Genomic DNA, 23,605 nt, shown 5'->3' on the forward strand with positions numbered 1-23,605 from the left:
CTTTCTAGGCCTCGGCCATGCGGTGGCTGACCGGCAGCGTCACGCGGAAGGTGCTGCCGCGGCCCGGCGTGCTCTGCACGTCGATGCGGCCGTAGTGGTTTTGCACGATGCCATACGACAGCGACAGCCCCAGTCCCGTGCCCTTGCCGATCGGCCGGGTGGTGTAGAAGGGGTCGAAGATGCGCGGCAGCGCCTCGGCGGCGATGCCGGCGCCGTTGTCGCCGATCTCGACCCACACCTCGGAGCCTTCGCTGCCGCAGCGCACGCTGACGCGGCCGCGCTCGGGGCCGATGGACTGGGTGGCGTTTTGCAGCAGATGCAGGAACACCTGGTTCAGCTGCGACGGCACGCATTCGATTTCCAGCATCGGGCCGAACTCGGTCTGGAGGTCGGCCACCGCGTCCAGCTCGCCGCCGATCAGGTTGAGCGTCGATTGCAGGCCGAGGCGCAGGTCGGCCCATTCCCATTCCTGGGTGGACTCCACGCGCGAAAACTGTTTCAGGTCCTGCACGATCTTGCCGACCCGTTCCATGCCATCGCGCGATTCGGCCACCAGCGCCGGGATGTCTTCCTTCAGGTAGGCCAGGTCGACCCGGTTGCGGGTGCGCGCCACCGCCTCGCGCGCGGCGCCGCCGGGTTCGGCTTCCTCGTAGGCCTTGAGCAACGCGAACAGCTTGTCCAGGTAATCTTCCAGCGTGCCGAAGTTGGACGCCAGGAAGGCCAGCGGGTTGTTGATCTCGTGCGCCACGCCGGCCGCCAGCTGGCCGATCGAGGCCAGCTTTTCCGACTGCACCAGCCGGCTTTGCAGGGCTTTGCGCTCGGCCATCTCCTGCTGCAGGCGCTGGTTCGCTTGCAGCAGCTCGGCGGTGCGTTCCTGCACCCGGCCTTCGAGGTGGTCGTTGGCGGTCTTCAGTTCGGCGTTGACGCGCTGGACCGTGGCGTGGCTGCGCAGCAGCCGCAGCGCGGTGTAGGCCAGCAGCCCGACCAGCAGCGCGGACAGCAGCAGCAGGCCGTAGCGGTAGGCGTGCAGGCGTTGCATGGCCTGTTGCTGTTGTTGGCCCAGCAGGGCGCTGATGGCGTCGAGGGTGTCGTCGGTGGGGGCCGCCGCGATCCCGGCCAGCAGCCGGTCGACCGCGTCCTGTTCGGCCAGCACGGTGCGCGCGTGGGCGCGCATGATGTCGATCCGCGCTATCAGCTCGGCGGACCGGCCGGCGCGGGAGCCCGCCAGGCCGGCCAGTTCCCGCTCGACCTCGGCGCGGCTGCCGTCGGACGGGTTGTCGGCGTAGATCAGCGTGGTCAGCAGCAGGCGGTTGGCGCCCGCCTCCGCATGGCCCATCGCCTCCAGCCGGTGGCCGCGGTGCTGGTTGGCCAGGGCGCCGATGTCCTCGGCGGCGGTGGGCAGGAAGTCCAGCGAGTTGTGCAGCACCGCGTTGTGCGACTTGAACGCCTCCATCAGCGCCGCCTTCGCGGCCAGGGTCTCCTGGTAGGCGTCGAGCGCGGCGGCCAGCGGCGGCGAGGACGCCTCGATCTGCAAGGGCAGCTGGTGCAAGGCCGCCAGCGGACTGGCCAGCGCGTCGTAGTTCGGGTTCTGGCCGAGGCGCGCCTTGACCGCATCGAGCTCCCATTGCGCGTCGAGCTGGCCCACTTGCCGCAGCAGCGCGACGTTGGCGAAGTAGTCGTGGCTGTCGTAGCCGAGGCTGCGCGCGTAGATCGCGCCCAGCAGCACGGCCAGCAGCAGGCAGGCCAGCGGCAGCGAACGCAGGCGTTGCCGCAGCCACAGCAGCGGCGCGCTCACGGCTGCCCCGCCGGCGTGCTGTTGAGCGTGTTGAGGAACTGGATGATGTCGGCCTTGTCCTGCGCGCTGCCGGTGCGGCCCAGCTGGAACTTGAACATGACGTCGATCGCCTGCTCCAGCGTGGCGGCCGAGCCGTCGTGGAAGTAGGGGGCGCTGCGCGTCACGTTGCGCAGGCTGGGCACCTTGAACACGTGCAGGTCGTCGGGATTGCGGGTGACGGCGTAGCGGCCGCGGTCGGCGTCGTTGGCGCCGCCGCGCTGGGCGAAGTAGTCGCCCATGACGCCGAATTTCTGGAACATATTGCCGCCGACGTTGACGCCCTGGTGGCAGGCCACGCAGCCGAACCGCTTGAACTTGGCGTAGCCGGTCTTTTCCGCCGCCGTGATGGCGTTGGCGTCGCCGCGCAGGTACTGGTCGAAGCGGGCGTTGGGGGTGATCAGCGTGCGCTCGTAGCTGACGATGGCGTGGCGCAGGTTGGCGATGCTCAGGCCGTCGCGGTAGGCCGCCGCGAAGCCCTCGCGGTAGGCGGCGTCGCCGGCCAGCTTGGCCAGCACGGCCTCCCACGACGAGCCCATCTCGACCGGATTGCGGATCACCATGTCGAGCTGGGCCTCCAGCGTGTCGGCGCGGCCGTCCCAGAATTGCTTGAAGTTGAGCGCGGCGTTGAGCACGGTGGGGGCGTTGACGGCGCCCGGCTGGCCCAGGAAGCCCAGCGATTTGGCGCGCCGGTCGGCGCCGCCGCGCGCGACGTTGTGGCAGCTGGCGCAGGAGACGCTGCTGTTGCCCGACAGCCGGACGTCGTTGAACAGGCGCCGGCCCAGCGCGGCCTGGGCCGGGTCCTGGTGCAAGCTCAGCGGCACCGGCGTGATCGGTTCGCCGGCCGGCGCGGCCGGGGCGGCGGCCAGGCCGGTGGCCAGGCACAGCAGGATCAGGCGGCGCGCGGTGGCAAGGGGATGCATGAGGATGCTCCTGGGCCGCTCAGGCCGTTTGCCGCTGCGGCAGCACCACGCGGAAGGTGCTGCCCTTGCCGAGCTCGGTGGTGACGTCGATGCGGCCGCCGTGCTGGTGCACGATGTCCTGCGCCAGCGACAGGCCGAGGCCGGTGCCCTGGCCGACCGGCTTGGTGGTGAAGCTGGGGTCGAACAGGCGCGGCACATGGTCGGGCGCGATGCCGCCGCCGGTGTCGCTGACGGCGAACCAGACTTCGCCGTCCTGGGCGCCGGTGCGCAGGGTGATGCGGCCGGGTTGCGGGCCCAGCGCCTGGGCGGCGTTGACCACCAGGTTCATCACCACCTGGTTCAGCTGCGAGGGCAGGCACTGCAGCGGCGGCAGCACGCCATAGTCGCGCACGATCTCGGCCCGGTCCTTGAGCTGCTTGCGCAGCATATTGAGGGTGGCGTCCATGCCGCGGTGCAGGTCGGCCCACTCCCACTGCCGGGGCTGCTGGCCGGCGTGCGCATAGGTTTTCAGGTCCAGCACGATCTGGCGCACCCGCTGCATGCCGTCGCACGACTCCTGCACCAGCAGCGGCAGGTCGTGGCACAGCAGGGGCAGGTCGACGGCGGCGCGCAAGGCGGCCTGCGCCGCCGCGTGCGGGCAGGCGCAGGGCTGCTGGGCGCAGGCTTGCAGCAGCGCCAGCAGGGGCGCCAGGCTCTCTTGCAGCATTTCCAGGTTGGCGCTGACATAGGCCAACGGGTTGTTGATCTCGTGGGCGATGCCGGCGGCGACCTGGCCCAGGCTGGCCATCTTGCCGGCCTGGGCCAGCTGGCGGCGCAGCACCCGCAGCTGTTCGTCGTACGCTTCGTAGCTGGCGTCGACGGCGGCGCTGAAGGCGGCCGGCGGGGCCTGCGGCGCGCCGGGATCGAGCAGGCTGAACTGACTGGACAGCAGCGGATGCATGTCAGCCTCCGGCGCTCGTGGCCAGCTGCGCAGCCGGTTCCTGCAGGCCGTGCAGCTGCCAGTAGTGGCGGAAGGCGGCCTCGATGTTGCTGCGCAAGGTGCGGTTGTCCCAGGGCTTGGTGTAGAAGCGGTACAGGGCGCCGCGGTTGATCGATTCCATGATGGTGTTCAGGTCGGTGTAGCCGGACAGGATGATGCGGAAGGTGGCCGGGTACATCTGCCTGATCTTGTCGAGCAGGTCGGTGCCGCTCATCTCCTCCATGCGCTGGTCGCACAGCACCAGCTGCACCGGGTATTGCGCCAGCAGCGCGAAGGCCTGGGCCGCGCCGTTGGCGGTCAGCACCCGGTAGCCGTCCTGGCGCAGCAGGCGCTGCAGGGAGGTCAGCATGTGCGGCTCGTCGTCGATGATCAGCAAGGTGCGCTCGGGGGCGTCGCCGGCCGCCGCCGGCAGGCGCAGGCGGACGTCGTCGTGCAGCAGTTGTTCCAGCTGTGCCGCCGGCAGCGGCCGGCTGAAAAAATAGCCCTGGATCTGGTCGCAGCGGTGGCGCCCCAGGTAGGCCAGCTGGGCCGCCGTCTCCACGCCTTCGGCCACCACTTCCAGTTTCAGGCTGTGGGCCATGGCGATGATGGCGTCCACCACGGCGGCGTCGTCGGGACTGCTGGTCACTTCGCGGATGAAGGCGATGTCGATCTTCAGCGTGTCGACCGGGAAGCGCTTCAGGTAGGCCAGGCTGGAATAGCCGGTGCCGAAGTCGTCGATGGCGATGTGCACCCCCATCGCGCGCAGCGCGCTCAGGGTGGCGGCGGTGCGGCCGATGTCGTCCATCATCGCGCTCTCGGTCACCTCCAGCGACAGCAGGCCGGGATCGATGCCGTGGCGGGCGATGGCCTCGGCCACGGTCTGCTCCAGCCTGGTGTCGGCGAACTGGCGGCTGGCGACATTGACGGCGACCGGCAGCGGGCCGTTGGCGTGCGGCGCCCAGGCGGCGATCTGGCGGCAGGCCTGGTCGATGGCCCAGGCGCCGACCGGCACGATCAGGCCGCTGCGCTCGAGCGGCGGGATGAACTCGGCCGGCGACACCAGGCCGTGGCCGGGGCGGTGCCAGCGCAGCAGCGCCTCGGCGCCGACCATGCGGCCGGTGCCGAGCTGCACCTTGGGCTGGTAGTACAGCTCGAATTCGCCGCGTTCGCTGGCCAGGCGCAGCGCGTGCTCCAGCTGGTAGCGCGCCTGCGCCTGCAGGTCCATGGCGTCGGTGAAGTAGCAGCAGTGGTCGCGCCCTTCCTGCTTGGCCTGGTGCAGGGCGAGGTCGGCGTAGCGCAGCAGCGTGCCGACGTCGTCGATGTCGGCCGGGCAGGCGGCGATGCCGATGCTGACCGTCATCGCGGTCGGACCGCCGGGCAGCTCGAACGGCTGCTGCAGCGCCGCGCGGATCTGCTCGGCGACCGCGCCGGCCTGTTGCAGCTGGGCCGGCAGCAGCAGCGCGAATTCGTCGTTGCCCAGGCGGGCGAGGATGGCGGGCGGCGGCGCCAGCTGGCCCAGCCGTTTGGCGAACTGGCACAGCAGGGCGTCGCCGGCGGCGTGGCCCTGGCTGTCGTTGATGGCGGTGAAGCCGTCCAGGTCGACCAGCAGCAGGGCGCTGGCGCGCGGCCAGGCCGCCGCCAGCTGCGGCACCATGGTCTGCGCGAACAGCTGGCGGTTGGGCAGGCCGGTCAGGTGGTCGTGGCCGGCCATGCGCAGCCCGTAGTTGCGGCTGCCGGTGTAGAGCAGCCGCACTTCCAGCATATTGCGGATGCGCGACAGCAGTTCGTCCAAATCATAGGGCTTGCAGATGAAATCCTTGGCGCCGGCCGTGAGCGCGCGCAGCTTGTAGTCCGGCTCGGCGGACACCACCAGCACCGGCAGGTATTGCTCGACCTCGATCTGGCGCAGGCTGTCGAGCACCTGGAAGCCGTCCATGCCCGGCATGTTCAAGTCCAGCACGATCAGGTCGTAGCGGTGCAGGCGGTGCATGGCGGCCACCGCCGGCGCGTCGCTGGTGCTGCTGACGTTGGTGTAGCCGGCGCCGGCCAGCAAGTGTTCGAGCAAGGTCAGATTGAGCGGCTGGTCGTCGACCAGCAGGATCTTGGCGGCGTGCAGTGGGGTGGTCGCGTTCATGGCCGTGGGCCTCCGTTGCAGGGCGCCGCCGCCGGGCGGCAGGCCAGGCTGAGGGTGTCCAGTAGTAATTGATCGTTGACGGGTTTGCTCAGGTAGGCCAGCGGCCGGTGTTGTTGCGCCTGCGCCTGCTCGGCCGGGGTCGGGTGGCCGGTGAGGATGATGACGCCGACCTCGGGCGCCAGCGCGGCCAGCCGCGCCTGCACTTCCAGCCCGGACAGGCCCGGCATGTGCACGTCCAGCACCACGCTGCAGGGATGGCCGCCGTCCAGCGCGGCGAGGAACTCGGCGCCGCCGGCGTAGGCCCGGGCGGCGATGCCGCTGGCGCGCAGCAGGCGCAGCAGCGCGCGCCGTACCGCCTCGTCGTCGTCCACCACAGCCACCCAGGGAAGTGAGGTATCCATGACTGCACAATAGCCCGGCGGCAACTGCGCCGCTATTGGACCTTGGGCCTATGGACTCTTGCGCCGGCTAGCCGCGGCGCGCGCGGTCGACCAGGCGCACCAGTGCGGTCACCGAACGCACTTGCATTTTCGCCATGACGCGCGCGCGGTGCACCTTGACGGTCTTCTCCACCGTGCCCAGCGCGGCCGCGACCTGCTTGTTGAGCAAGCCTTCGACGACCAGGTGCAGCACCTCGGTCTCGCGCGGGGTCAGGGTGGCCAGCCGCTGGCGGATCTCGTCCAGTTCGGCGCCCGCGCTGCGCGCCGCGCGCTGCCGGGCCAGCGCCGCGTGGATGGCGCCGATCAGCCGTTCCTCGTCGACCGGCTTGGTCAGGAAGTCGGCCGCGCCCAGTTTCATGGCCAGCACGCCGCTGTCGATATCGCCGTGGCCGGTCAGGAAGATGATCGGCAGGGTGCAGGCGCGCGCGACCAGCGCCTGTTGCAGCGCCAGCCCGCCCATCTCCGGCATCGCCAGGTCCAGCACCAGGCAGCCGTCGGCGCCGTCGGCCGCCTGCGCGTCGAGGAAGGCGCGGGCGCTGGCATAGGGCTGCACCGCGAAGCCGGCCGCGCCCAGCAGCCGCGCCAGCGCCTTCAGCACGGCCGGCTGGTCGTCGACCAGGAACACCCGCTGCGCGCCGCTCATGGCGCGGCCCCGGCCAGCGGCAGGCGCAGGTGGAAGCTGGCGCCGCCGTCCGGGTTGTTGTGCGCCCACAGCGTGCCGTGGTGGGCGCCGGCGATGCTGCGGCAGATCGACAGCCCCAGCCCCATGCCGCGCGCCTTGGTGGTGAAGAAGGGATCGAAGATGCGCGGCAGCAGCTCCGGCGCGATGCCGGGGCCGCGGTCGATCACGCTGAACTGCACGGCGTCGCCGTCGCGCCCGCAGCGCAGCACGATCACACCGTCCGCCAGTGGCGGCGCGGCCTGGGCGTCGCAGGCGTTCATCAGCAGGTTGATCAGCACCTGCTGCAGCTGCACCGGATCGGCGTTGAGCGTCAGCGCTTCCTCGCCCAGCTCGGTGCGCACGGCCAGGCCGTGGTGGATCAGGTCGTTGCGCACCAGGCGGATCACGCCGTCCACCAGCTCGGCGGCGGCCAGCCGCTGGCGCGGCAGGTCCTGCTTGCCGAACATGCGCCGCAGGCGCTGGATGATGTCGCCGGCGCGCTTGTCCTCGTCGACGATGTCGTCCAGGATCTCGGCCACTTCGGCCAGGTCGGGCGCCGGCTGGGCCAGGAAGCGGCGGGCCGCCTGGGCGTTGCTGAGGATGGCCGTGAGCGGCTGGTTCAGTTCGTGCGCCAGCGCGCCCGACAGCTCGCCCAGCATGGCCACCCGCGCCAGGTGGGTGACTTCCTTCTGCTTTTGCTGCACCTCCAGCTCGGCCTGCTTGCGCAGGGTGATGTCGAGCGAGACGCCGCGCACCCGCAGCGGCTGGCCCTGTTCATCGTGCTCGATGCTGCCGTGCGAGCCTATCCAGCGCTGCGCGCCGCCGGCCAGCAGCAGCCGGTATTCCATGTCGTAGCGCAGCGCGCCGTGGCGGCTGAGGCTGAGGGTGTCCTGGACGGCGGCGCGGTCGTCCGGGTGGACCTTGGCCAGCAGGTCGGCCAGGCTCAGCTGTTGTTCCGGGGCGAAGCCGAACAGCGCGCGCCACTGCTCCGAGCACCAGATGCGCTGGTCGCTCAGCTCGCGGGTCCAGATGCCCAGGTGGGCGGCGTTGGCCGCCAGCGCCAGGCGCTGCTCGCTTTCGCGCATGTCGGCGCGGGCATGCCGCACGCTGAGTGCGGCCTCGCGCAAGGCATGGCCCAGCTCATTGGCTTCGCGGAAGTGCAGCGGCGGGATCGCCAGGCTGGCGCCGGCGCCGACCGCGCGCGCCGGCGCCACCAGCGCCTGCACCGAATCGGCGATGCGCCCGCCCAGCAGCCAGGCCAGCGCCATGCCGGCGCCCAGCGCGGCCACCGTCGCCGACACCAGCCAGGCCAGCGTGCTGTACAGCCGGGCGGTCAGCTCCGCGCTCGGGATGCCCAGCACGGCGCTCCAGCCGGTGCGGGTCGAGCGGCTGTAGACCACGTAGACGTCCTGCCCGTCCAGCGTGCGCGTGGCCAGGCCGGACTCGCTGGCGCTGGCCAGCTGCCGGCGCAGCGCGGCGCTGACCTGGCGGCCGGCGTAGCTGTCCTGGTCGTGGGAGCGGGTGACCACCCGGCCCTCGGTGTCGAGCACGCTGACGCGCCAGTTGGCCGCCAGCTTTTGCTCGCTCAGCAGGTGTTGCATGCGTTGTGGCGTGAAGACGGCGTTGAGCGTCATGACGATGGCGCCGGCGCGCACCACCGGCACGCCGACCACGAAGATGGGCCGCCCGTACAGCGGGCCGATGAACATGTCGGACACGCCCGGCCGGCCGCTGGCCAGGATGCGTTGCAGCAGCGGCGCCCGCCCCAGCCTGGCCAGCGGCGCGCCGTAGGGGCGGCGGGTCGACAGCAGCAGGGCGCCGTCGGTATCGATCAGGACGATGCTGTCGGCGCCCAGCTGGTCCACCAGGCCGGTGGCGCGCTGGTGGAAGCCGCGCAAGTCCTGCTGGAGCAGCATGTTCGAGGTGCTCAGCGTTTGCAGCGCCAGCTGGGTGCTGGCGATGTCGCGGTCGGTGGCGGTGATGATGGAGCGGGCGCGGCTGACGGTGTGGTCGATCAGCTGGGCCCGTTCCCGCTGGTAGAAATGCACGATCAGGTAGGCCGTCACGGCGGCGACTGGCAGGATGCAAGCGACGACCAGGAGCGCAAGACTGGCGCGCACGCCGGGAGCGTGGTGCCGGGTCGGGGCGGGCGCGGAGCTCATGGATCGCTGGGGGCTTTATCGGCGGCGTCGGGACGGCGGGAGTGCCGGGCGATGGTGGTCGAGTTTGCCCCGAGACGGCCGGCAAGTCACGACAAATCGCGGCCTGATGTTGCCTCTCGGACTCACTATCATGGTTGACTTTTCCATTAATAAATTTTTCTTCATTCTACAGCGCTGGCGCTGCGGCTGGGCCGCCACGTTTTTGGGCTTTTGGCGCATGGGGCCGCTACGCCGAACCTGCTATCATGATTTGGTTGAGAATTCTCATACATCGGATATTCCGCTGAAGTAATCTTGCAAACGTGGACCTGAGCACTGCCTGGAAAGGAGGCGATCGTGGAACCGACACAAGAGAGCGTACCGGATGATGGCGCCGGCGTTGCGCCGTCCGCCACGGCGCCGCCCGCGCCCGCGCGCACCCGGCAGACGCTGCCGCCCAAGGGCGCCTGCTGGTACTGCGACAAACCGTTGGACAATGTGCGCCGCTTCTGCGACAAGGAGTGCGCCGACGCCTTCGACGAGGAAAAGGAATATACCCGCTGAGTTCAGGCCGCGTGCTTAGCCCGGGGCGGCGCGCAGCTCGGCCAGCGCCGTCTCGAAATCGAACTGGTGGGCCGCGCTGGCCACTTGCGCGTAGCGCGCCACGCCCAGCGCGCCGGCCAGCACCGTGGCCGACTGTTCCAGCACATCGAGCGCCGCCCCATCGCCTTCCTCCAGCAGCCGCGCCAAGTGCCGCAGCAGCATGCGCGCGTCCGGCGCCGCGGCCGGCACGGCCGGGCTGTCGGCCGCCGGCGCGGCCGCCAGCAGCGTGGCGATCGCCTGCATCAGCTGCGCCAGCGCCTGCTCCAGCGGCGCCAGCGGCGCGGCGCCGCCCGCCGCCTCCAGCGCCGCCGCCAGCTGCTGCACCTGGCGCGCCCCTATCATGCCGGCCGCGCCCTTGATGGTGTGGGCGATGCGCACCGCGCCGGCGCGGTCGCCGGCCGCCAGCGCCGCGCCCACCTCGGCCGCCGCCGCGTGATAGCGCTGCTGGAAGCGCCGCAGGATGTTCAGGTACAGCGCGTAGTCGCCCATCAGCTGTTGCAGCCCGCTGGCCACGTGCAGCACGGCGTCGGCGGGCGCGTTCATCGGGTGGTGAAGGACCAGTTGCGGGTCACCGGCACGCCGGCCACCGCGCCGCTGAAGCTGACGTCGTAGACGGTGGCGCTCTTGAGCGGCGCCAGCGGCACGATGGCGGCCGCCGTCTCCGGCGTCAGGGCGTCGGCCGCGTGGCTGAGCAGGCGCACCTCCAGCGCGGCGCCGCCGCGCGGCGCCACCGTGAAGCTTTGCACCGTGACGCCGACGCCGGTGCGCACGGTGTCGGCATGGACGCTGATCGGATAGCCGACCTCGTTGCGTCCCGGCACCGGGTCGGGCGATTCGCTGTCGCTGAAGAAGTTGACCGGCACCCCGCTCTGGTTGGCGGCCGGGTAGTTGACGATGCGGCCGGCGCCCAGGCCGGCGCCGTAGCCGCCGACGGCGCTCAGGTCGGCGGTGAAATAGGTGTAGCTGGCGCTGGTGGTGGCGGCGCCGGTGCCGATTTCCTTGAACACCGGCTCGAACATCACGAAGCGGTGGTAGATCGCGGTGATCAGTTCCTCCGCCTGGTAAAAGCCGGACGGGTTGCTGGTGGCGGAAATCACTTCGCCGATCGCATACGGCGGCGTCACCTGGTAGCCGGCGCTGGTCAGGCGGTTGAGCAGGGTGACGCCGGTGTAGCCGGGCAGGCCGGGCGTCTGCTCGTGGGTGACGGTGTTGTTCAGGCGCTGGTAGTCGGAATGGCTCTGGGCGGCGGCGTCGATGCGGGCGTTGCGCGCCAGGACGGACAGGCCCAGCAGCGCGCGCCGGTAGTTGATCCAGTTGTAGCCGTCGAGCGCGGTGTTGCCGGTGTAGGCTGGCGCGCCCGGCGCCTGGGTCAGGTCGGGCGGCGCGACGCCGGTGCTGCCGGCGGAGGCGGCGCCGCCGCCACCGCCGCCGCAGGCGGACAAAAGCAGGGTCAACAGCAGAGCCGGCAGCAAGGCGGACAGCGCGGAGGCGCGGCGACGGTGGGTCATCATGGGAACTCCTGTGCAGTGTGCCGCCGGGCCGTGGCCGGCTGTTGCAATTTTATGCCAGATTTCAGTCTGGCAGCACCCGGTATGAACAAGGTGGCCAGCGGGTTAAAATGGTAAGCTTGCCGTTTGCTGTGCAGCGCGGCGTTTTTTTGATTGCCCCCAATTTGAAGCCATTACACCATGCGCGCGTGCAGCGCGCCAAGTTCGCCTTGCCCAGCCTGGTCACCCTGATGTCGATCGCCTGCGGCTTCGGCAGCATCGTCATCTCGGTCGACAACGCCCTGGTCGGGTCCGCCCATGACTACCGGCTGGCCGCCGTGCTGCTGGTGCTGGCCGGCGTGTTCGACGCGCTCGACGGCCTGGTCGCGCGCGCCACCAACACCGCCTCCGCCTTCGGCATGCAGCTCGACTCGCTGGCCGACATGATGAACTTCGGCTGCGCGCCGGCCTTGCTGTTGTATTGTTACGGCTTCGTGCAGCTGGGCGTCGACCATCCGACCCTGCTGCGCCTGGGCGGCATCGCCAGTTTCTTTTTTGTCGCCTGCGGCGCGCTGCGGCTGGCGCGTTTCAATGTGAACGTCGGCCGCACCGATCCGCGCTATTTCGTCGGCATGCCGAGCACGGCGGGCGCGGCCTGCGTGGCCTCGGTGGTGGTGGCGTGGCCGGACCCGGCGGCCTCGGTGCTGCATGGCGGCCTGATCGTCGCGCTGCTGTTCGTGGTGGGCGCGCTGATGGTGACCACGGTGCGCTTCCCCAGCTCCAAGCAAAAGAAAAGCCAGGCCGCGCTGGTGCTGCTGCTGGTCAACCTGGGCTTGCTGGCCTGGTTGCAGGCCATGTATTTCGCGTTGTTCTTCGCCGTCTACATCGCCGGCACGCTGGCGCTGAACCTGGCGTGGCGGCAGGGCTGGCGCGGCATCGCGCCGCCCTTGGTCTACCAAGACTAAGTTCTCACGCCACTTCGTGGCCGCGCGCCGCGCGCAGGATGGCGAACCACTGGCTGCGGCTCAGGCTGAACTGGGTCGCCTCCACCGCCTCGGCCACCGCCTGGATGCGGCCCGAGCCGGTCAGCGGCAGCGGCCGGCTCGGCAGCTGCATAATCCACGCAAACACCACGCTGCCGAACGGCCGCTGCAACTCGTCGGCCACCTGCTGGATCGCGGCGCGCACGCGGCTGCCGTCGGCGTCGTCGCGGCTGAACAGGCGGCCGCCGGCCAGCGGCGACCAGATCATCGGCGCCACGCCCAGGTCTTGCAGGCCGTCGAAGGTCTGGTCGAACAGCGGCGCCACGCACAGCGGCGAGAACTCGACCTGGTTGGTCGCCAGCGGAATGCGGCGGTTCAGGCATTCGAACTGGTGGCGGCTGAAGTTGGACACGCCGAAGTGGCTGACCTTGCCGGCCTGGCGCAGCTGCCCGAAGGCGCCGGCGATCTCGTCGAAATCCATCAGCGGGTCGGGGCGGTGGATCAGCAGCAGGTCCAGGTGGTCGGTGCCCAGCTGGCGCAACGAGTTTTCCGCCGAGGCGATGATGTGGCTGGCGCTGGTGTCATAGTGCTGGATGGTGTGGTCCGGCCGCGCCTCGTTGACCAGCTTGATGCCGCACTTGCTCACCAGTTGCATGCGCGCGCGCAGCGACGGCTGCAGCGCCAGCGCTTCGCCGAACAGCGCCTCGACGCCGTAGCCGCCGTAAATGTCGGCATGGTCGAAACTGGTGACGCCCATCGCCAGGCAGCGCTCGATGAAAGCGACGCGTTGTTGCGGCGTCAGCTGCCACTCATTCATGCGCCACATGCCGGCCACCACGCGCGACAGGGTCGGCCCGCCTTTGCTGGTGACGATGGCGGGGCAGGTCAGGTCGGTCGGCGGGGCGTAGCTCATGGTCGCGCTTTCTGGGGTGAGGGGAGTGACGCAGATTATAGCGGCAAGCTTGTACTTTAGTTACGCAGGCCTATGTTTGTCTGGCAATGAATTTTTCGGCGGCGGGCGTTTTCCAGCCGGTTTTTCATTGTATGATCGAAATTAATATTCGGTGATGGAGGGTAAGCAAGTGGGCTTCTTATCGTTTCTGAAAACCAAACCGGAACCCGCGCCTGCGCCGGCCGTCGCGCCCGCCAAGGCAGCGCCGGCGCCTGCCCCCGCCCCCGAACATGAAGGCGATCCCGAGGCGATCGTGGTGCGCGCCGAGATCGTCGACGAGCGCCACCGCCTGTGCGGCTACCGTTTTTCCGTGCCGTTCGGCGGCAACCGCGCGCCGCTGCCGGAGCCGGTGTTCGTCGAGACCCTGGTCGCGGCCCGCCTGCCGCAGTTTGCCCAGAACCGCATCGCGCTGGTGTTGCTGAGCATGGACGCGGTGATCTTCAACCGCCATGCGCCGCTGGTGGCGCCGCACACCGTGTTCATGCTCGACCGCAAGGGCGTCGGCCTGCCGGTGGAGCAGATCGCCGGCCGCATGACGGCGCTGCGCGAGACCGGCTGCAAGGTGGCGCTGCGCGGCGTGTCGCTGGACCCGGCCGAGGCGCCGCTGCTGGCGGTGTGCGACGTCGCCATGCTGTCGCTGGGCGATCATACGCTGGCCGATTTCCAGTCCCTGATCAAGCAGTTGCGCATGCGCTATCCCGACATGAAGCTGGCGGTCGACGGCGTCGAAACCTGGGACGAACAGCGCATGTGCATGTCGTGGGGCTGCAATTACTTCATGGGCCACTTCCTGACCACCAGCGACAAGGTGGACCCGGACGCCAAGGTCGACCAGAGCCGCATGACCTCGATCGAACTGCTCAACCTGCTGCGCACCGACGCCGAGCTGCCGGCCATGATCGAGGTGGCCAAGCGCGATCCCGGCATGACCTACCAGGTGCTGCAGTGGGCCAACGCGCCGAGCAACGGCCAGACCACCAAGGTGACCAGCTTGCAGCAGGCGTTCATGGTACTGGGGCGCAATCAGCTGTACCGGGGCTTGACGGTGTCGATGTTCCGCCTGGGCGGCGGCGCCAACCAGGCGCGCGATGAATCGCTGCTGGAAGTGGCGCTGACGCGCGCGCGTTTCCTCGAGACGTGCAGCAAGCTGCCGCAGGCCCAGCGCGACGAGTTGTTCCTGGTGGGTTTGCTGTCGCTGTTCGACGTCCTGCTGGGCGTGCCGATGGCCAACCTGGTCGACAAGATGCATCTGTCGGACGATATCCGCGACGTGTTGCTGAACAGTGATGGGGTCTATGGGCCGTATCTGACGATCGTGCTGCTGCTTGAGCGCGACAAGGTCGACCGGGCGCTGGAGATCGCCGAGAAGGAAGGGTTGGATATGGACGGCCTGGGCATGGTCGGCCAGGAGGCCTTCAGGTGGGCGCAGGAATCGATGCTGCACACCCACGCCAACGACGATTAACAACTGGGGTCAAGTCTGACATTCGGACACGGGCTCTGCCGTAACCTGCGCTACGGCAGAGCCCGTGTCCGAATGTCAGACTTGACCCCCGGGTTTTATTTCAGCCAGAGGCGGATCGAGTCCCAGGCGCGGCCGAAGATCGAGGCTTGATCGACGGTTTCCAGCGCCACCACCGGCAATTCCAGCAGCGGCTTGCCGTCCACCATCATCTTCAGCGAGCCGACGCGGCTGTTCTCGGCCAGCGGCGCGACCAGCGGGTCCTTGCGCTCGAGCAGCGGCTTCATCTTGGCGGCCACGCCCTTCGGCACCGTCACCAGCACGTCGTTGGCGAAGCCGATCTTGACCACGTTCTTGGAACCCTTCCAGATCTCCGGCGTGGCGATGGCCTGGCCCTTGGAGTACAGCTTGACCGTGTCGAAGTTCTGGAAGCCCCAGTTCAGCAGCTTCTGGCTTTCCTGCGTGCGCGACTGGTCGGACGAGGTGCCCAGCACCACCGACACCAGGCGGCGCTCGCCGGCGCCGTTCGGACGGTGGGCCGAGGCGATCATGCAGTAGCCGGCCGCTTCGGTGTGGCCGGTCTTCATGCCGTCGACGGTCGGATCGAGCCACAGCAGGCGGTTGCGGTTGGGCTGGGTGATCTTGTTGTAGGTGAAGCTCTTGACCGAATCGATCTTGTAGAACTCCGGGAAGTCCAGGATCACGCGCTTGGCCAGCACCGACAGGTCTTGCGCGGTCGAATAGTTCTCCGCGCTCGGCAGGCCGTGTGGGTTGGCGAAATGGGTGTTGGCCAGGCCCATGCGCTGGGCTTCCTTGTTCATCATCACCACGAAGGCGGATTCGTCGCCGGCGACCGCCTCGGCCAGGGCCACGGCGGCGTCGTTGCCCGACTGCACCATCAAGCCGTACAGCAGGTCGTTGATGCTGACCGGGGTGGCCGGGTCGATGAACATCTTGGAGCTGCTCGAATCGACCTTCCACGCCTTGGTGGAGACGTTGACCATCTGTTTCAGGTCGATTTTCTTGTCGCGCAGCGCGCCGAAGGTGACGTAGGCCGTCATGATCTTGGTCAGCGAGGCCGGTTCGATGCGGGCGTTCGGGTCTTGCGAGGCGATGATCTGGCCGCTGGTGGCGTCCAGCAACAGCCAGGATTTGGCGGCGATGGTCGGCGGCGGCAGGGTTTGGGCAACGGCGGCGGACATCAACATCACACTGGTGGCCAGTGCCGCGATAATTTTTTTCATGGGGTGCTTTATTCGGTAAAAAGTTAAAGGCGCAGCGATTATAGGACCTTAGTCGACCGCTGCGGTGTCCGTTTCCATCTCGGCAACGTCGCTGCCGCGCTGCCACAGCTGCGTCACCCAGCTCTTGATGTGCTGGAGTTTGCGGTGGAAGAAGTGGTCGGCGCCGGGGATCACGATGACCGGTATGTCCTGCGGGCGCAGCCAGTCCAGCACGTCGCTCAGCGGAATGGTGTCGTCGTTTTCGCCGTGGATCAGGATGGTGTCGGCCGGGATCGCGGCCATGTCCCACTTCTTGGCGGCGGCGCCGACCAGCACCAGGCGCTCGGCCGGCGTGCCGGCGGCGGCCAGGCGCGGCGCCAGCTGCGACTGCACGAAGGTGCCGAACGAGAAGCCCGCCAGCGCCACCGGCAGGCCCGGATATTTGGCCGTCATCCAGGCGTGCAGCACGGCCATGTCGTCGGTCTCGCCGAGGCCGTGGTCATGCACGCCCTCCGAGGCGCCGACGCCGCGGAAGTTGATGCGCGCCACCACGTAGCCCAGGTTGACGAAGGTGCGCGCCAGGGTGACGGCGACCTTGTTGTCCATGGTGCCGCCGTACAGCGGATGCGGATGGGCGACCAGCGCGACGCCGCGCGGCGCATGCTTCGGGTGGTCGAGGACGCCTTCCATTTGGCCGGCGCCGCCGGCCAGGGTGAATTTTTCGTTCTTGTTCATGGCTCTTTAGATTTTGAGACGGTCGACAACCTTGCCCTGCACCAGATGGGTGTCGATGATTTCATCGATGTCGCTGGTGTCGACGTAGGTGTACCAGGTGCCTTCGGGATAGACCACCAGCACCGGGCCTTCTTCGCAACGGTCCAGGCAGCCCGCCTGGTTGATGCGGACCTGGCCCTGGCCGTTGATGTTGAGTTCCTTGCAGCGCTTCTTGGCGTGCTTTTGCGCGCTTTCCGCGCCGTGGTCGCCGCAGCTGTTGCGGCCGTCGTCACGCTGGTTCATGCAGAAGAAGACGTGGTGTTTGAAATAGGGTGTATCGCTCATCGCTGTGTCTCGGGGAAAGTGGTAGCCGCTATGATACCCGCTCAGGGCTTATTGAGCTTGTGTGAGGGCAGCCACAGGAACCAGACCGCGAACAAGGGCCACAGCAAGGTCAGGAACTGCGCCGCGCCGTTGAAGTTGAGGAACTTGCCCTGCACCCAGGTCTGCAGGGTGGCGACGAAATATGGATTGGCCGGCGTGGTGTTGACGATCACCAGGCTCAGCAGCAACGTCGTCACCGCCAGCCGCCGCTGCGCCACATGCGGCGCGAACGCCAGGCCGGCCAGCATGATGGCGCCGATCAAAAAGCCGCCCTCGGCGCCCGGCGTGACCCAGACGAAGGCGTTCTCCGGCGAGAACAGCAGCGCCGTCGCCAGCGCCTTGACGACGATGGCGGCGCCTATCATGGCGGCCACCAGCAGGCCGCGCGGGGCCGGCTTGCGCAGCAGGCACAGCAGCGTGAGCGCCGCGCCCACCATGCCGCAGGCGGTGATGATGGTTTCGGACAGCCAGTATTGCTCTACCGTCAGGATGGCGTCCGGCCGCACATAGCTGGCCAGGTCGATCTCGGTGTCGAGCAGCTGCGACAGCCATTCCGAAAAGATCGGCAGCAGCTGGCCCAGGCCGAACAGAAAACTTTGCGGGTACATCTGCGCCAGCGGCCACAACGCCAGCAGCACCAGGCCCTGGCTGGCGTGCGGCGCGAACCAGGCCTGGCGCAGGCGCTGCAATTGGCTGCGGTCCAGCAGGCGGCGCACCGTCAGCACGCCGATCAGGGCGCCCAGCGCGCAGCCGGCGGCGTTGGTGTAGAAGTCCAGGTTGGAGGAGACCCGGCTGGGCAGGTAGGTCTGCACGCCTTCCATCAGGCCCGAGATCAGTACGCCGCTGGCGGCCGCCATCAGCCAGGCCACGACGCCCTTGAAGCGCGGGTACAGCGCGTAGACGATCAGCATCCCCAGCGGCATGTAGCCGACCACGTTGGTGATGGCGTCGAACTTGGTCCAGTAGCGCGGCATGCTGGTGTGTTCCAGGAAGATCAGCGGCGACAAGCCCTGGTTGTGCCAGCCCGAGAACGGGAACCAGCTGGCGTAGACGATCAACAGCACATAGGCCAGCAGCGCCGCCCGCGTGAACGGTGACGGCTTGCTGGCCGGCTCCGGCGCTGGCGGAGCCGGCGTGACGCTGGTGGTCTCCGTCATGCCTACTGCGACGGCAGCGCCGTCAGCCATGCCAGCACATCGGCGGTGACGGCGTCGGTGGCGGCGGCCAGCGCCTGGGCGCCGCCGGCGGCGTCCTGGCTCGGGGCCGGGCTGCTGCGGTTGAAGGTCTTCTGGTCCACCAGCTTGTGGTTGCGGAACAGCGAGGCGCGCAGGCTGACGACGCCGGCGCTGTTGGTGGCGCTGTCGAAGTTCTGCGCGAAGTCGTTGACCTCCATGCGCAGCACGGTGGGGCTGGCGGCGGCGTCGGTGGTCGACAGCACCTTGACGCCGGCCTGCGCGATGCGCGCCTTCATGCGCTGGGTCATCAGCTGGAACGGCGTGGCGGTCCACTGGTTGTAGGCGTAGGGGCGCGACTGGCGCGCGTCCGCGTACAGCAGGCGGTATTGCATGCGTTCCGTGTCCAGCGCGGCGGGGCCGACGATATCGGCCACGATGACGGCGCCGATGGTGGCCGGGGCTTGCGCCTGCGCCTGCGGCAGCGGGCCGAAATCGTATTGCGCGGTCGGCTGGCCCTTGCTGGCGCAGGCGCCCAGCAGCACGCCGATGGCGGCGACGAGGACGGCGTTGCGGATGGCGGTAGTCATCTCAGTGATCCTTATTTGGACGAGGCGGTGAAGCCTTCTTCGCCGGGGCCCGGCGGCGTGCCGGGCGAACCGAAGATCAGGCTTTGCGGACGGTCGTTGATCTTGTTCATGGTCTTGCGCAGCGCGCGCATCGAGGCCTTGGTGTCGTCGGACAGCGAATTCACTTGCGGCAGCGTGTCGAGTTCTATGCCGCCGGCCACCGCCTCCACCGAGCCGCCGATGCGGTCGGCGGTGGCGGCGATGCGGGCGATCGGGCCGTCCGGCGCCTGCAGGGTTTTGACCAGGCGGTCGGAATCGGTGGCCAGCGTGTTGAAGGAGCTCAGCGTGCGCTGCGTTTGTTCGGTCAGGGCCGGCAGCTTGGCGATGGTCGGTTCCAGCTTGGCCGGCAGTTCGCGGTAGGCGTTGGCGGTGGCGCTGACGTCGGAGAAGGCGCCAAGGATGGTCTTCTGGTTTTCAGGGCTGAGCAGATTATTGAGTCTGCGCGTGACTTCTTCGGACTGCGTCAGGATTTCCTTGCCGCGCTTTTCCAGCTGGTCGAAGAAGCCGGCGCGCAGCGGTATGCGGGCCGGGTTGTCGCCGCTGGTGGCCAGCAGCGGCGAGCCGACCTGGTCGTCGTCCAATTGGATGAAGGCGATGCCGGTCACGCCCTGGTAGCCCAGCGTGGCGAAGGTGGTCTTGGTGATCGGCGCGTCGGTGTTGATGTTGAGGGTGACCAGGATCTGGCCGGCCATCTTGGGATCGAAGGCGATGTTGGCGACCTTGCCCACTTCGAGCCCGCGGTAGCGCACCGGCGCCTGCGGGTTCAGGCCCGGCACCGATTGCGCGGTGGCGATGACGTAGGGCGCGCGTTCGACGCGGTCGCGGTTGAACCACAGGCCGAACAGGACCGCTGCGATCAGCAGCGTGATCGTGAAGAAGCCGGTGGTGAGTGCGTGGGATCTGTTTTCCATCAGTGGGACTCCGTATTGGTTTTTTCGTCCAGCGCTTCCAGCGCGCGGCGGCCGCGGTCACCGAGGAAGAACTCCTTGATGAAGGGGTGGTCGACTGTCAGCACCTCTTTCAGCGGCCCCAGCGCGATCACGTGTTTTTCGGCCAGCACGGCGATGCGGGTCGACAGGGCGAACAGCGTATCGAGATCGTGGGTGACCATCACCACCGTCAGCCCCAGTTCGCGGTGCAGCGATTTGATCAGCGAGACGAAGGCTTCGGACAGGTCGGGATCGAGGCCGGCGGTCGGCTCGTCGAGAAACAGCAGCTTGGGTTCGAGCGCCAGCGCGCGCGCCAGCGCCACGCGCTTGACCATGCCGCCCGACAGGTCGGATGGCATCTTGTTCGCTTGTTCTGGCCCCAGGCCCACCATGTTCATCTTCAGCAGCACGGCGTCGAGGATCAGGTCTTCGGGCAGGGTGTGCAGCTCGCGCATCGGCTGGGCGATGTTGTCGAACACCGTCAGCGCGGAATACAGCGCGCCCTGCTGGAACAGCATGCCCCAGTGGTTGCGCAGCTGCTGCAACTGCTCGGAGTCGACCTCGCTGATGTCCTCTCCGAACACGCGTACACAGCCGCGCGCCGGCTTCTCCAGCCCGAGCATCTGGCGCAGCAGCGTGGTCTTGCCGGTGCCGGAACCGCCGACGATGGACAGGATCTCGCCCTGTTCGATCTCCAGGTTCAAATCCTGGTGGACCACGGTGCGGCCGTACTTGGTCCACAGGCCGGTGATCTCGACGATGGGCACGCTGCCGTCCAGCGTCAGTTCGCCGGTGCCGGGGCCGCAGGCTTTTTCGGGAACGAGTGCTTGATTGCCCATCAGAACCCCACGCCGCTGAAGACGATCGCGAATACGGCGTCGGCCAGGATCACCGCGGTGATCGCCGTGACCACCGAGGTGGTGGTGCCGCGTCCCAGGCTTTCCGTGTTGGGCTTGATGCGCAGGCCGAAGTGGCAGGACACCAGCGCGATCAGGATGCCGAACACCACGCCTTTGCCCAGGCCTATCATGTAGTTCGCCAGCGGCACCGCGTCCGGCAGCTTGAGGATGAAGTACTGCGGCGACAGATTCAGTTCGACCTTGGCCGACACCATGCCGCCCAGCAGCGCGATGGTGTCGGTCCAGATCACCAGCAGCGGCATGGCGATCGCCAGGGCCAGCACCTTGGGCATGATCAGGCGAAAGCCGTGCGAGATGCCCATCACCAGCATGGCGTCGAGCTCCTCGGTCACGCGCATCACGCCCAGCTGCGCGGTGATGGAGGAACCGGAGCGGCCGGCCACCAGGATCGCCGCCAACAGCGGGCCCAGTTCGCGGATGATGCTCATGCCGAGCAGGTTGACCAGGAAGATGTCGCCGCCGAAGTTGCGCAGCTGTTGCGCCGACAGGTACGAGAACACCACGCCGATCAGGAAGCCGACCAGCGCCGTGATGCCCAGCGCCTGGAAGCCGGCATGGAAAATATTGGCGGAGATTTCCTTCCACGGCCCGCGCATCGGCGCGCGCAGGAAGCGCCAGAACTCCTGCACCACCTGGCCGATCAGCGCGGTCAGCGCGATCAGGTGCTCGAAGAACAGCAGCATTGCGAAGCCGAGTTTCATCACCCACGTCAGGCGTTGCGCGCGGGCGCGCGGCAGTTCGAGCTTGCCGGCGGTTTCGAGCCGGCTGAAGAATTCTTCCTGGCCGGGCGCCAGTTGCAGGTTGGCGGGGCGGGCCTTGCCCCAGGCGTTCCACAGCAGTTGGGCGCCGATGTGGTCCATGCTGTCGATTGCCGTCAAATCCCATTTGACGTTGTCGGCCTTGAGGGTCTTGATCAACGCCGTGATGGTGGCCATGGAGCGGCCCTGCGCCAGCGCGTGCACTTGCCAGGTGCCGCCTGCGGCGACCGAAGGCCCCTTGGCGGCACCGGGATTGAGAGTGAGTGTGGGCTCTTTGGCAATAGGCATTTCGTCAGTTTAAGGGAGTTTCGCCCCGGCGGCTACCAATGGATGTGCAGCGGGGTGGGCTGCCCTGTTCAGGCGGCCAGCCTGCGGGCCTGTCGCTTGGGCGCTGGCGTCTCGACCGGTTTCGGCTTGGCGCCCGCATAATCGCTGGCCAGCAGCGCTTCGGCGGCGTCCTTGTCCATGCCCTGGCTTTGCAGGTATTTGCACACCATCGCCACCAGGCGCTCCAGCGCGATGCGGTGGGTGGCGTCGGTATTGGCGTACAACCAGTCGGCAAACGCCATGAAGCGGCCGAAGGCGTCGTCGCCCAGCAGCACCGGCAGCGTGTGGCCGAAGCGGCCGGAGTTGGCCACCAGGTCCCAGTAGCGGGCGAAGCGCACCAGGCGTTGCATGGTCGGGAAGTCGATGTCGCGGTTGGCCAAGATGGTGTATGGCGCATACGGTTCGAACACCAGCCCGAATTCCTGCGTGTGGCGGATGATGGGCGTGCCGCGCAGGCGTTTGAGGATGCCGAACTGGATCTCGTGCGGATTCAAGGCCCACAGCTTGTTGAAGCCTGCGGCGAAGCTTTCCACCGTTTCGCCGGGCAGGCCGGCGATCAGGTCCACGTGCATGTGGGCGTTGGAGTGGTCGGTCAGCCAGCGGATGTTGTCGGCGGCTTTCTGGTTGTCCTGCTTGCGGCTGACCAGCGTCTGCACCGCCGGGTTGAAGCTCTGGATGCCGATTTCAAATTGCAGCGCGCCGTGCGGGAATTTGCTGATGCCCTCTTTCAGTGCGTCCGGCAGGTGGTCCGGCACCAGCTCGAAGTGGGCGTAGACCGGGTCGTCCGGGTTCGCTTCCAGCTTATCGAGGAAGAACTGCATGATCTTCAGGCTGGTCTTGATATTCAGGTTGAAGGTGCGGTCGACGAACTTGAACAGCCGCGCGCCGCGCGCATGCAGCGACTCCATCTCCGCCAGGAAGTTATCCAGGGCGAAGGGCCACGCCGTCTTGTCCAGCGCAGACAGGCAGAACTCGCACTTGAACGGGCAGCCGCGTGAGGCTTCCACATAGATGGTGCGGTTTTTGATGTCGTCGTCGGTATAGAGCGAGTAGGGCAGCTTGATCTCGGCCATTGGCGGCTGCACGCCGGCGTGGACTTTCATCAGCGGCTTGGGGCCGTGAATGATCTCGCCGCACAGCTTGGGGAAGGTGACGTCGCCCCAGCCGGTAATCAGGTAATCGGCCAGCCTCACGATCTCCTGCTCGTTCGATTCGTAGGACACTTCCGGTCCGCCCAGAACCACCACCACATGCGGCGCCACGCGCTTGAGCATGGCGACGACTTTGGTGGTTTCTTCGACGTTCCATATATAGATGCCGAAACCGACGATCTGCGGCGCATGCGCCAGGATGCGTTCGACGATCTCGGTGGTCTTCGCGCCGATGACGAATTCCTGCAAGCGGGTCTGCTCCTGCAGCGCTCCCATATTCGCTAATAGATAGCGCAGTCCCAGCGAGGCGTGGGTGTAGCGGGCGTTGAGGGTAGTGAGCAGAATGGACATGACGTGCTTATGTTTCGGTGAAACCGCTATTTTACCCTTGCCAGCGTGGATGCCCTTTGCTATAGTTCGCCTCCCCGCAAAACGCAGCATGCAAATGCAGCGAAGAGCGGAGAAAAAGAAGGTTGACGAAATGCTGAAAACGCCTCATAATCTTCCTTCTTCGCAACTGACAAACACAACGCTTTGTCAACGGTTGCAAGCAGTACCGAATTGAAGTTCTTTAAAAATTTACAGTCGATAAGTGTGGACGTTTGATGAAAGTGCACAGCAGGCTAGTCCTGCTGATACTTAAAATATCAAATGTTCACAAGAAGTAATGAAATAGGCGCTACGCAAGTAGTGGCCTGTCAGTATTTTGAGTGAGCGACCCGTCAGCAATGACGGTGGCACGAAAGTGTCAAATAAACAGAGATTAAACTGAAGAGTTTGATCCTGGCTCAGATTGAACGCTGGCGGCATGCCTTACACA

23 protein-coding genes are annotated in these 23,605 nt (G+C 67.5%); 4 read left to right on the forward strand and 19 right to left on the reverse strand.

Annotated elements, in window-relative coordinates; all coding sequences use genetic code 11:
- Positions 1 to 4 precede the first annotated feature (4 nt).
- The 7 genes from AC07OK_RS18710 to AC07OK_RS18740 all read right to left on the reverse strand — a co-directional run bounded on the left by AC07OK_RS18710 (position 5) and on the right by AC07OK_RS18740 (position 9,112).
- On the reverse strand, positions 5 to 1,795 hold the full coding sequence (locus tag AC07OK_RS18710) for a DAHL domain-containing protein (RefSeq protein WP_494691710.1): 1,791 nt from the start codon (positions 1,793 to 1,795) through the stop codon (positions 5 to 7).
- Positions 1,792 to 2,754, reverse strand: coding sequence for a cytochrome-c peroxidase (locus tag AC07OK_RS18715; protein WP_494691711.1), 963 nt, complete (start codon positions 2,752 to 2,754; stop codon positions 1,792 to 1,794). Before AC07OK_RS18715 ends, AC07OK_RS18710 begins: the two co-directional genes overlap by 4 nt.
- 19 nt (positions 2,755 to 2,773) lie before the next feature.
- Positions 2,774 to 3,694, reverse strand: a complete 921-nt coding sequence (locus tag AC07OK_RS18720) for a sensor histidine kinase (RefSeq protein ID WP_494691712.1) — start codon at positions 3,692 to 3,694, stop codon at positions 2,774 to 2,776.
- 1 nt (position 3,695) lies between these two features.
- Positions 3,696 to 5,849, reverse strand: a complete 2,154-nt coding sequence (locus AC07OK_RS18725; protein ID WP_494691713.1) for an EAL domain-containing protein — start codon at positions 5,847 to 5,849, stop codon at positions 3,696 to 3,698.
- Positions 5,846 to 6,250, reverse strand: a complete 405-nt coding sequence (locus AC07OK_RS18730) for a response regulator transcription factor (protein WP_494691714.1) — start codon at positions 6,248 to 6,250, stop codon at positions 5,846 to 5,848. The genes AC07OK_RS18725 and AC07OK_RS18730 overlap by 4 nt, the downstream gene beginning before the upstream one ends.
- Positions 6,251 to 6,317: 67 nt before the next feature.
- A complete protein-coding gene (locus AC07OK_RS18735) occupies positions 6,318 to 6,932 on the reverse strand; it encodes a response regulator transcription factor (protein ID WP_494691715.1) in 615 nt (204 codons plus the stop codon).
- A complete protein-coding gene (locus tag AC07OK_RS18740) occupies positions 6,929 to 9,112 on the reverse strand; it encodes a sensor histidine kinase (protein ID WP_494691716.1) in 2,184 nt (727 codons plus the stop codon). Before AC07OK_RS18740 ends, AC07OK_RS18735 begins: the two co-directional genes overlap by 4 nt.
- 130 nt (positions 9,113 to 9,242) lie before the next feature.
- Here AC07OK_RS18740 and AC07OK_RS18745 point away from each other — a divergent pair, with 130 nt between their 5' ends.
- Together AC07OK_RS18745 and AC07OK_RS18750 are read left to right on the forward strand one after the other, a co-directional pair.
- The gene (locus AC07OK_RS18745; protein ID WP_494691717.1) at positions 9,243 to 9,404 is read left to right on the forward strand and encodes a hypothetical protein; all 162 of its coding nucleotides are present in this window, start codon (positions 9,243 to 9,245) and stop codon (positions 9,402 to 9,404) included.
- A gap of 44 nt (positions 9,405 to 9,448) precedes the next feature.
- Positions 9,449 to 9,655, forward strand: coding sequence for a hypothetical protein (locus AC07OK_RS18750; RefSeq protein WP_445233943.1), 207 nt, complete (start codon positions 9,449 to 9,451; stop codon positions 9,653 to 9,655).
- Between the two features lie 15 nt (positions 9,656 to 9,670).
- On the opposite strand, the gene AC07OK_RS18755 is transcribed toward AC07OK_RS18750, so the two are convergent.
- Positions 9,671 to 10,237 (reverse strand): Hpt domain-containing protein, encoded by a 567-nt coding sequence (locus tag AC07OK_RS18755; protein ID WP_494691718.1) that lies wholly within the window; start codon positions 10,235 to 10,237, stop codon positions 9,671 to 9,673.
- A complete protein-coding gene (locus AC07OK_RS18760; protein WP_494691719.1) occupies positions 10,234 to 11,205 on the reverse strand; it encodes a CAP domain-containing protein in 972 nt (323 codons plus the stop codon). Before AC07OK_RS18760 ends, AC07OK_RS18755 begins: the two co-directional genes overlap by 4 nt.
- A gap of 185 nt (positions 11,206 to 11,390) precedes the next feature.
- Here AC07OK_RS18760 and pssA point away from each other — a divergent pair, with 185 nt between their 5' ends.
- Positions 11,391 to 12,146 carry a CDP-diacylglycerol--serine O-phosphatidyltransferase gene (pssA, locus tag AC07OK_RS18765; RefSeq protein WP_494691734.1) on the forward strand — a complete coding sequence of 252 codons (756 nt, stop codon included), beginning with the start codon at positions 11,391 to 11,393 and terminating at the stop codon, positions 12,144 to 12,146.
- Between the two features lie 4 nt (positions 12,147 to 12,150).
- Here the strand turns inward: pssA and AC07OK_RS18770 are convergent, their stop codons facing one another.
- Positions 12,151 to 13,077 (reverse strand): aldo/keto reductase, encoded by a 927-nt coding sequence (locus AC07OK_RS18770; protein ID WP_494691720.1) that lies wholly within the window; start codon positions 13,075 to 13,077, stop codon positions 12,151 to 12,153.
- Between the two features lie 169 nt (positions 13,078 to 13,246).
- Here AC07OK_RS18770 and AC07OK_RS18775 point away from each other — a divergent pair, with 169 nt between their 5' ends.
- A complete protein-coding gene (locus tag AC07OK_RS18775; RefSeq protein ID WP_494691721.1) occupies positions 13,247 to 14,581 on the forward strand; it encodes an EAL and HDOD domain-containing protein in 1,335 nt (444 codons plus the stop codon).
- Between the two features lie 95 nt (positions 14,582 to 14,676).
- Here AC07OK_RS18775 and AC07OK_RS18780 read toward each other — a convergent pair whose 3' ends face one another.
- The 9 genes from AC07OK_RS18780 to AC07OK_RS18820 all read right to left on the reverse strand — a co-directional run bounded on the left by AC07OK_RS18780 (position 14,677) and on the right by AC07OK_RS18820 (position 23,136).
- On the reverse strand, positions 14,677 to 15,822 hold the full coding sequence (locus AC07OK_RS18780; RefSeq protein WP_494691722.1) for a D-alanyl-D-alanine carboxypeptidase family protein: 1,146 nt from the start codon (positions 15,820 to 15,822) through the stop codon (positions 14,677 to 14,679).
- Between the two features lie 48 nt (positions 15,823 to 15,870).
- The gene (locus AC07OK_RS18785; protein ID WP_494691723.1) at positions 15,871 to 16,536 is read right to left on the reverse strand and encodes an alpha/beta hydrolase; all 666 of its coding nucleotides are present in this window, start codon (positions 16,534 to 16,536) and stop codon (positions 15,871 to 15,873) included.
- Positions 16,537 to 16,542: 6 nt separating this feature from the next.
- Positions 16,543 to 16,860 carry a (2Fe-2S) ferredoxin domain-containing protein gene (locus tag AC07OK_RS18790; protein ID WP_494691724.1) on the reverse strand — a complete coding sequence of 106 codons (318 nt, stop codon included), beginning with the start codon at positions 16,858 to 16,860 and terminating at the stop codon, positions 16,543 to 16,545.
- 41 nt (positions 16,861 to 16,901) lie between these two features.
- Positions 16,902 to 18,056: a VanZ family protein gene (locus AC07OK_RS18795; RefSeq protein ID WP_494691725.1), complete on the reverse strand. Its 1,155-nt coding sequence runs from the start codon at positions 18,054 to 18,056 to the stop codon at positions 16,902 to 16,904.
- Positions 18,057 to 18,058: 2 nt separating this feature from the next.
- Complete coding sequence (locus AC07OK_RS18800) at positions 18,059 to 18,661, reverse strand: ABC-type transport auxiliary lipoprotein family protein (protein WP_494691726.1); 603 nt, start codon at positions 18,659 to 18,661, stop codon at positions 18,059 to 18,061.
- An 11-nt stretch (positions 18,662 to 18,672) separates the two neighbouring features.
- Positions 18,673 to 19,611, reverse strand: coding sequence for an MlaD family protein (locus AC07OK_RS18805; RefSeq protein ID WP_494691727.1), 939 nt, complete (start codon positions 19,609 to 19,611; stop codon positions 18,673 to 18,675).
- Positions 19,611 to 20,468: an ABC transporter ATP-binding protein gene (locus AC07OK_RS18810; protein ID WP_494691728.1), complete on the reverse strand. Its 858-nt coding sequence runs from the start codon at positions 20,466 to 20,468 to the stop codon at positions 19,611 to 19,613. Before AC07OK_RS18810 ends, AC07OK_RS18805 begins: the two co-directional genes overlap by 1 nt.
- The gene (locus AC07OK_RS18815) at positions 20,468 to 21,595 is read right to left on the reverse strand and encodes an MlaE family ABC transporter permease (protein WP_494691729.1); all 1,128 of its coding nucleotides are present in this window, start codon (positions 21,593 to 21,595) and stop codon (positions 20,468 to 20,470) included. The genes AC07OK_RS18810 and AC07OK_RS18815 overlap by 1 nt, the downstream gene beginning before the upstream one ends.
- 68 nt (positions 21,596 to 21,663) lie before the next feature.
- On the reverse strand, positions 21,664 to 23,136 hold the full coding sequence (locus tag AC07OK_RS18820) for a B12-binding domain-containing radical SAM protein (protein ID WP_494691730.1): 1,473 nt from the start codon (positions 23,134 to 23,136) through the stop codon (positions 21,664 to 21,666).
- Positions 23,137 to 23,605 lie beyond the last annotated feature (469 nt).

The sequence above is a fragment of the Duganella sp. GW821-FHT07G03 genome, from assembly GCF_059418605.1.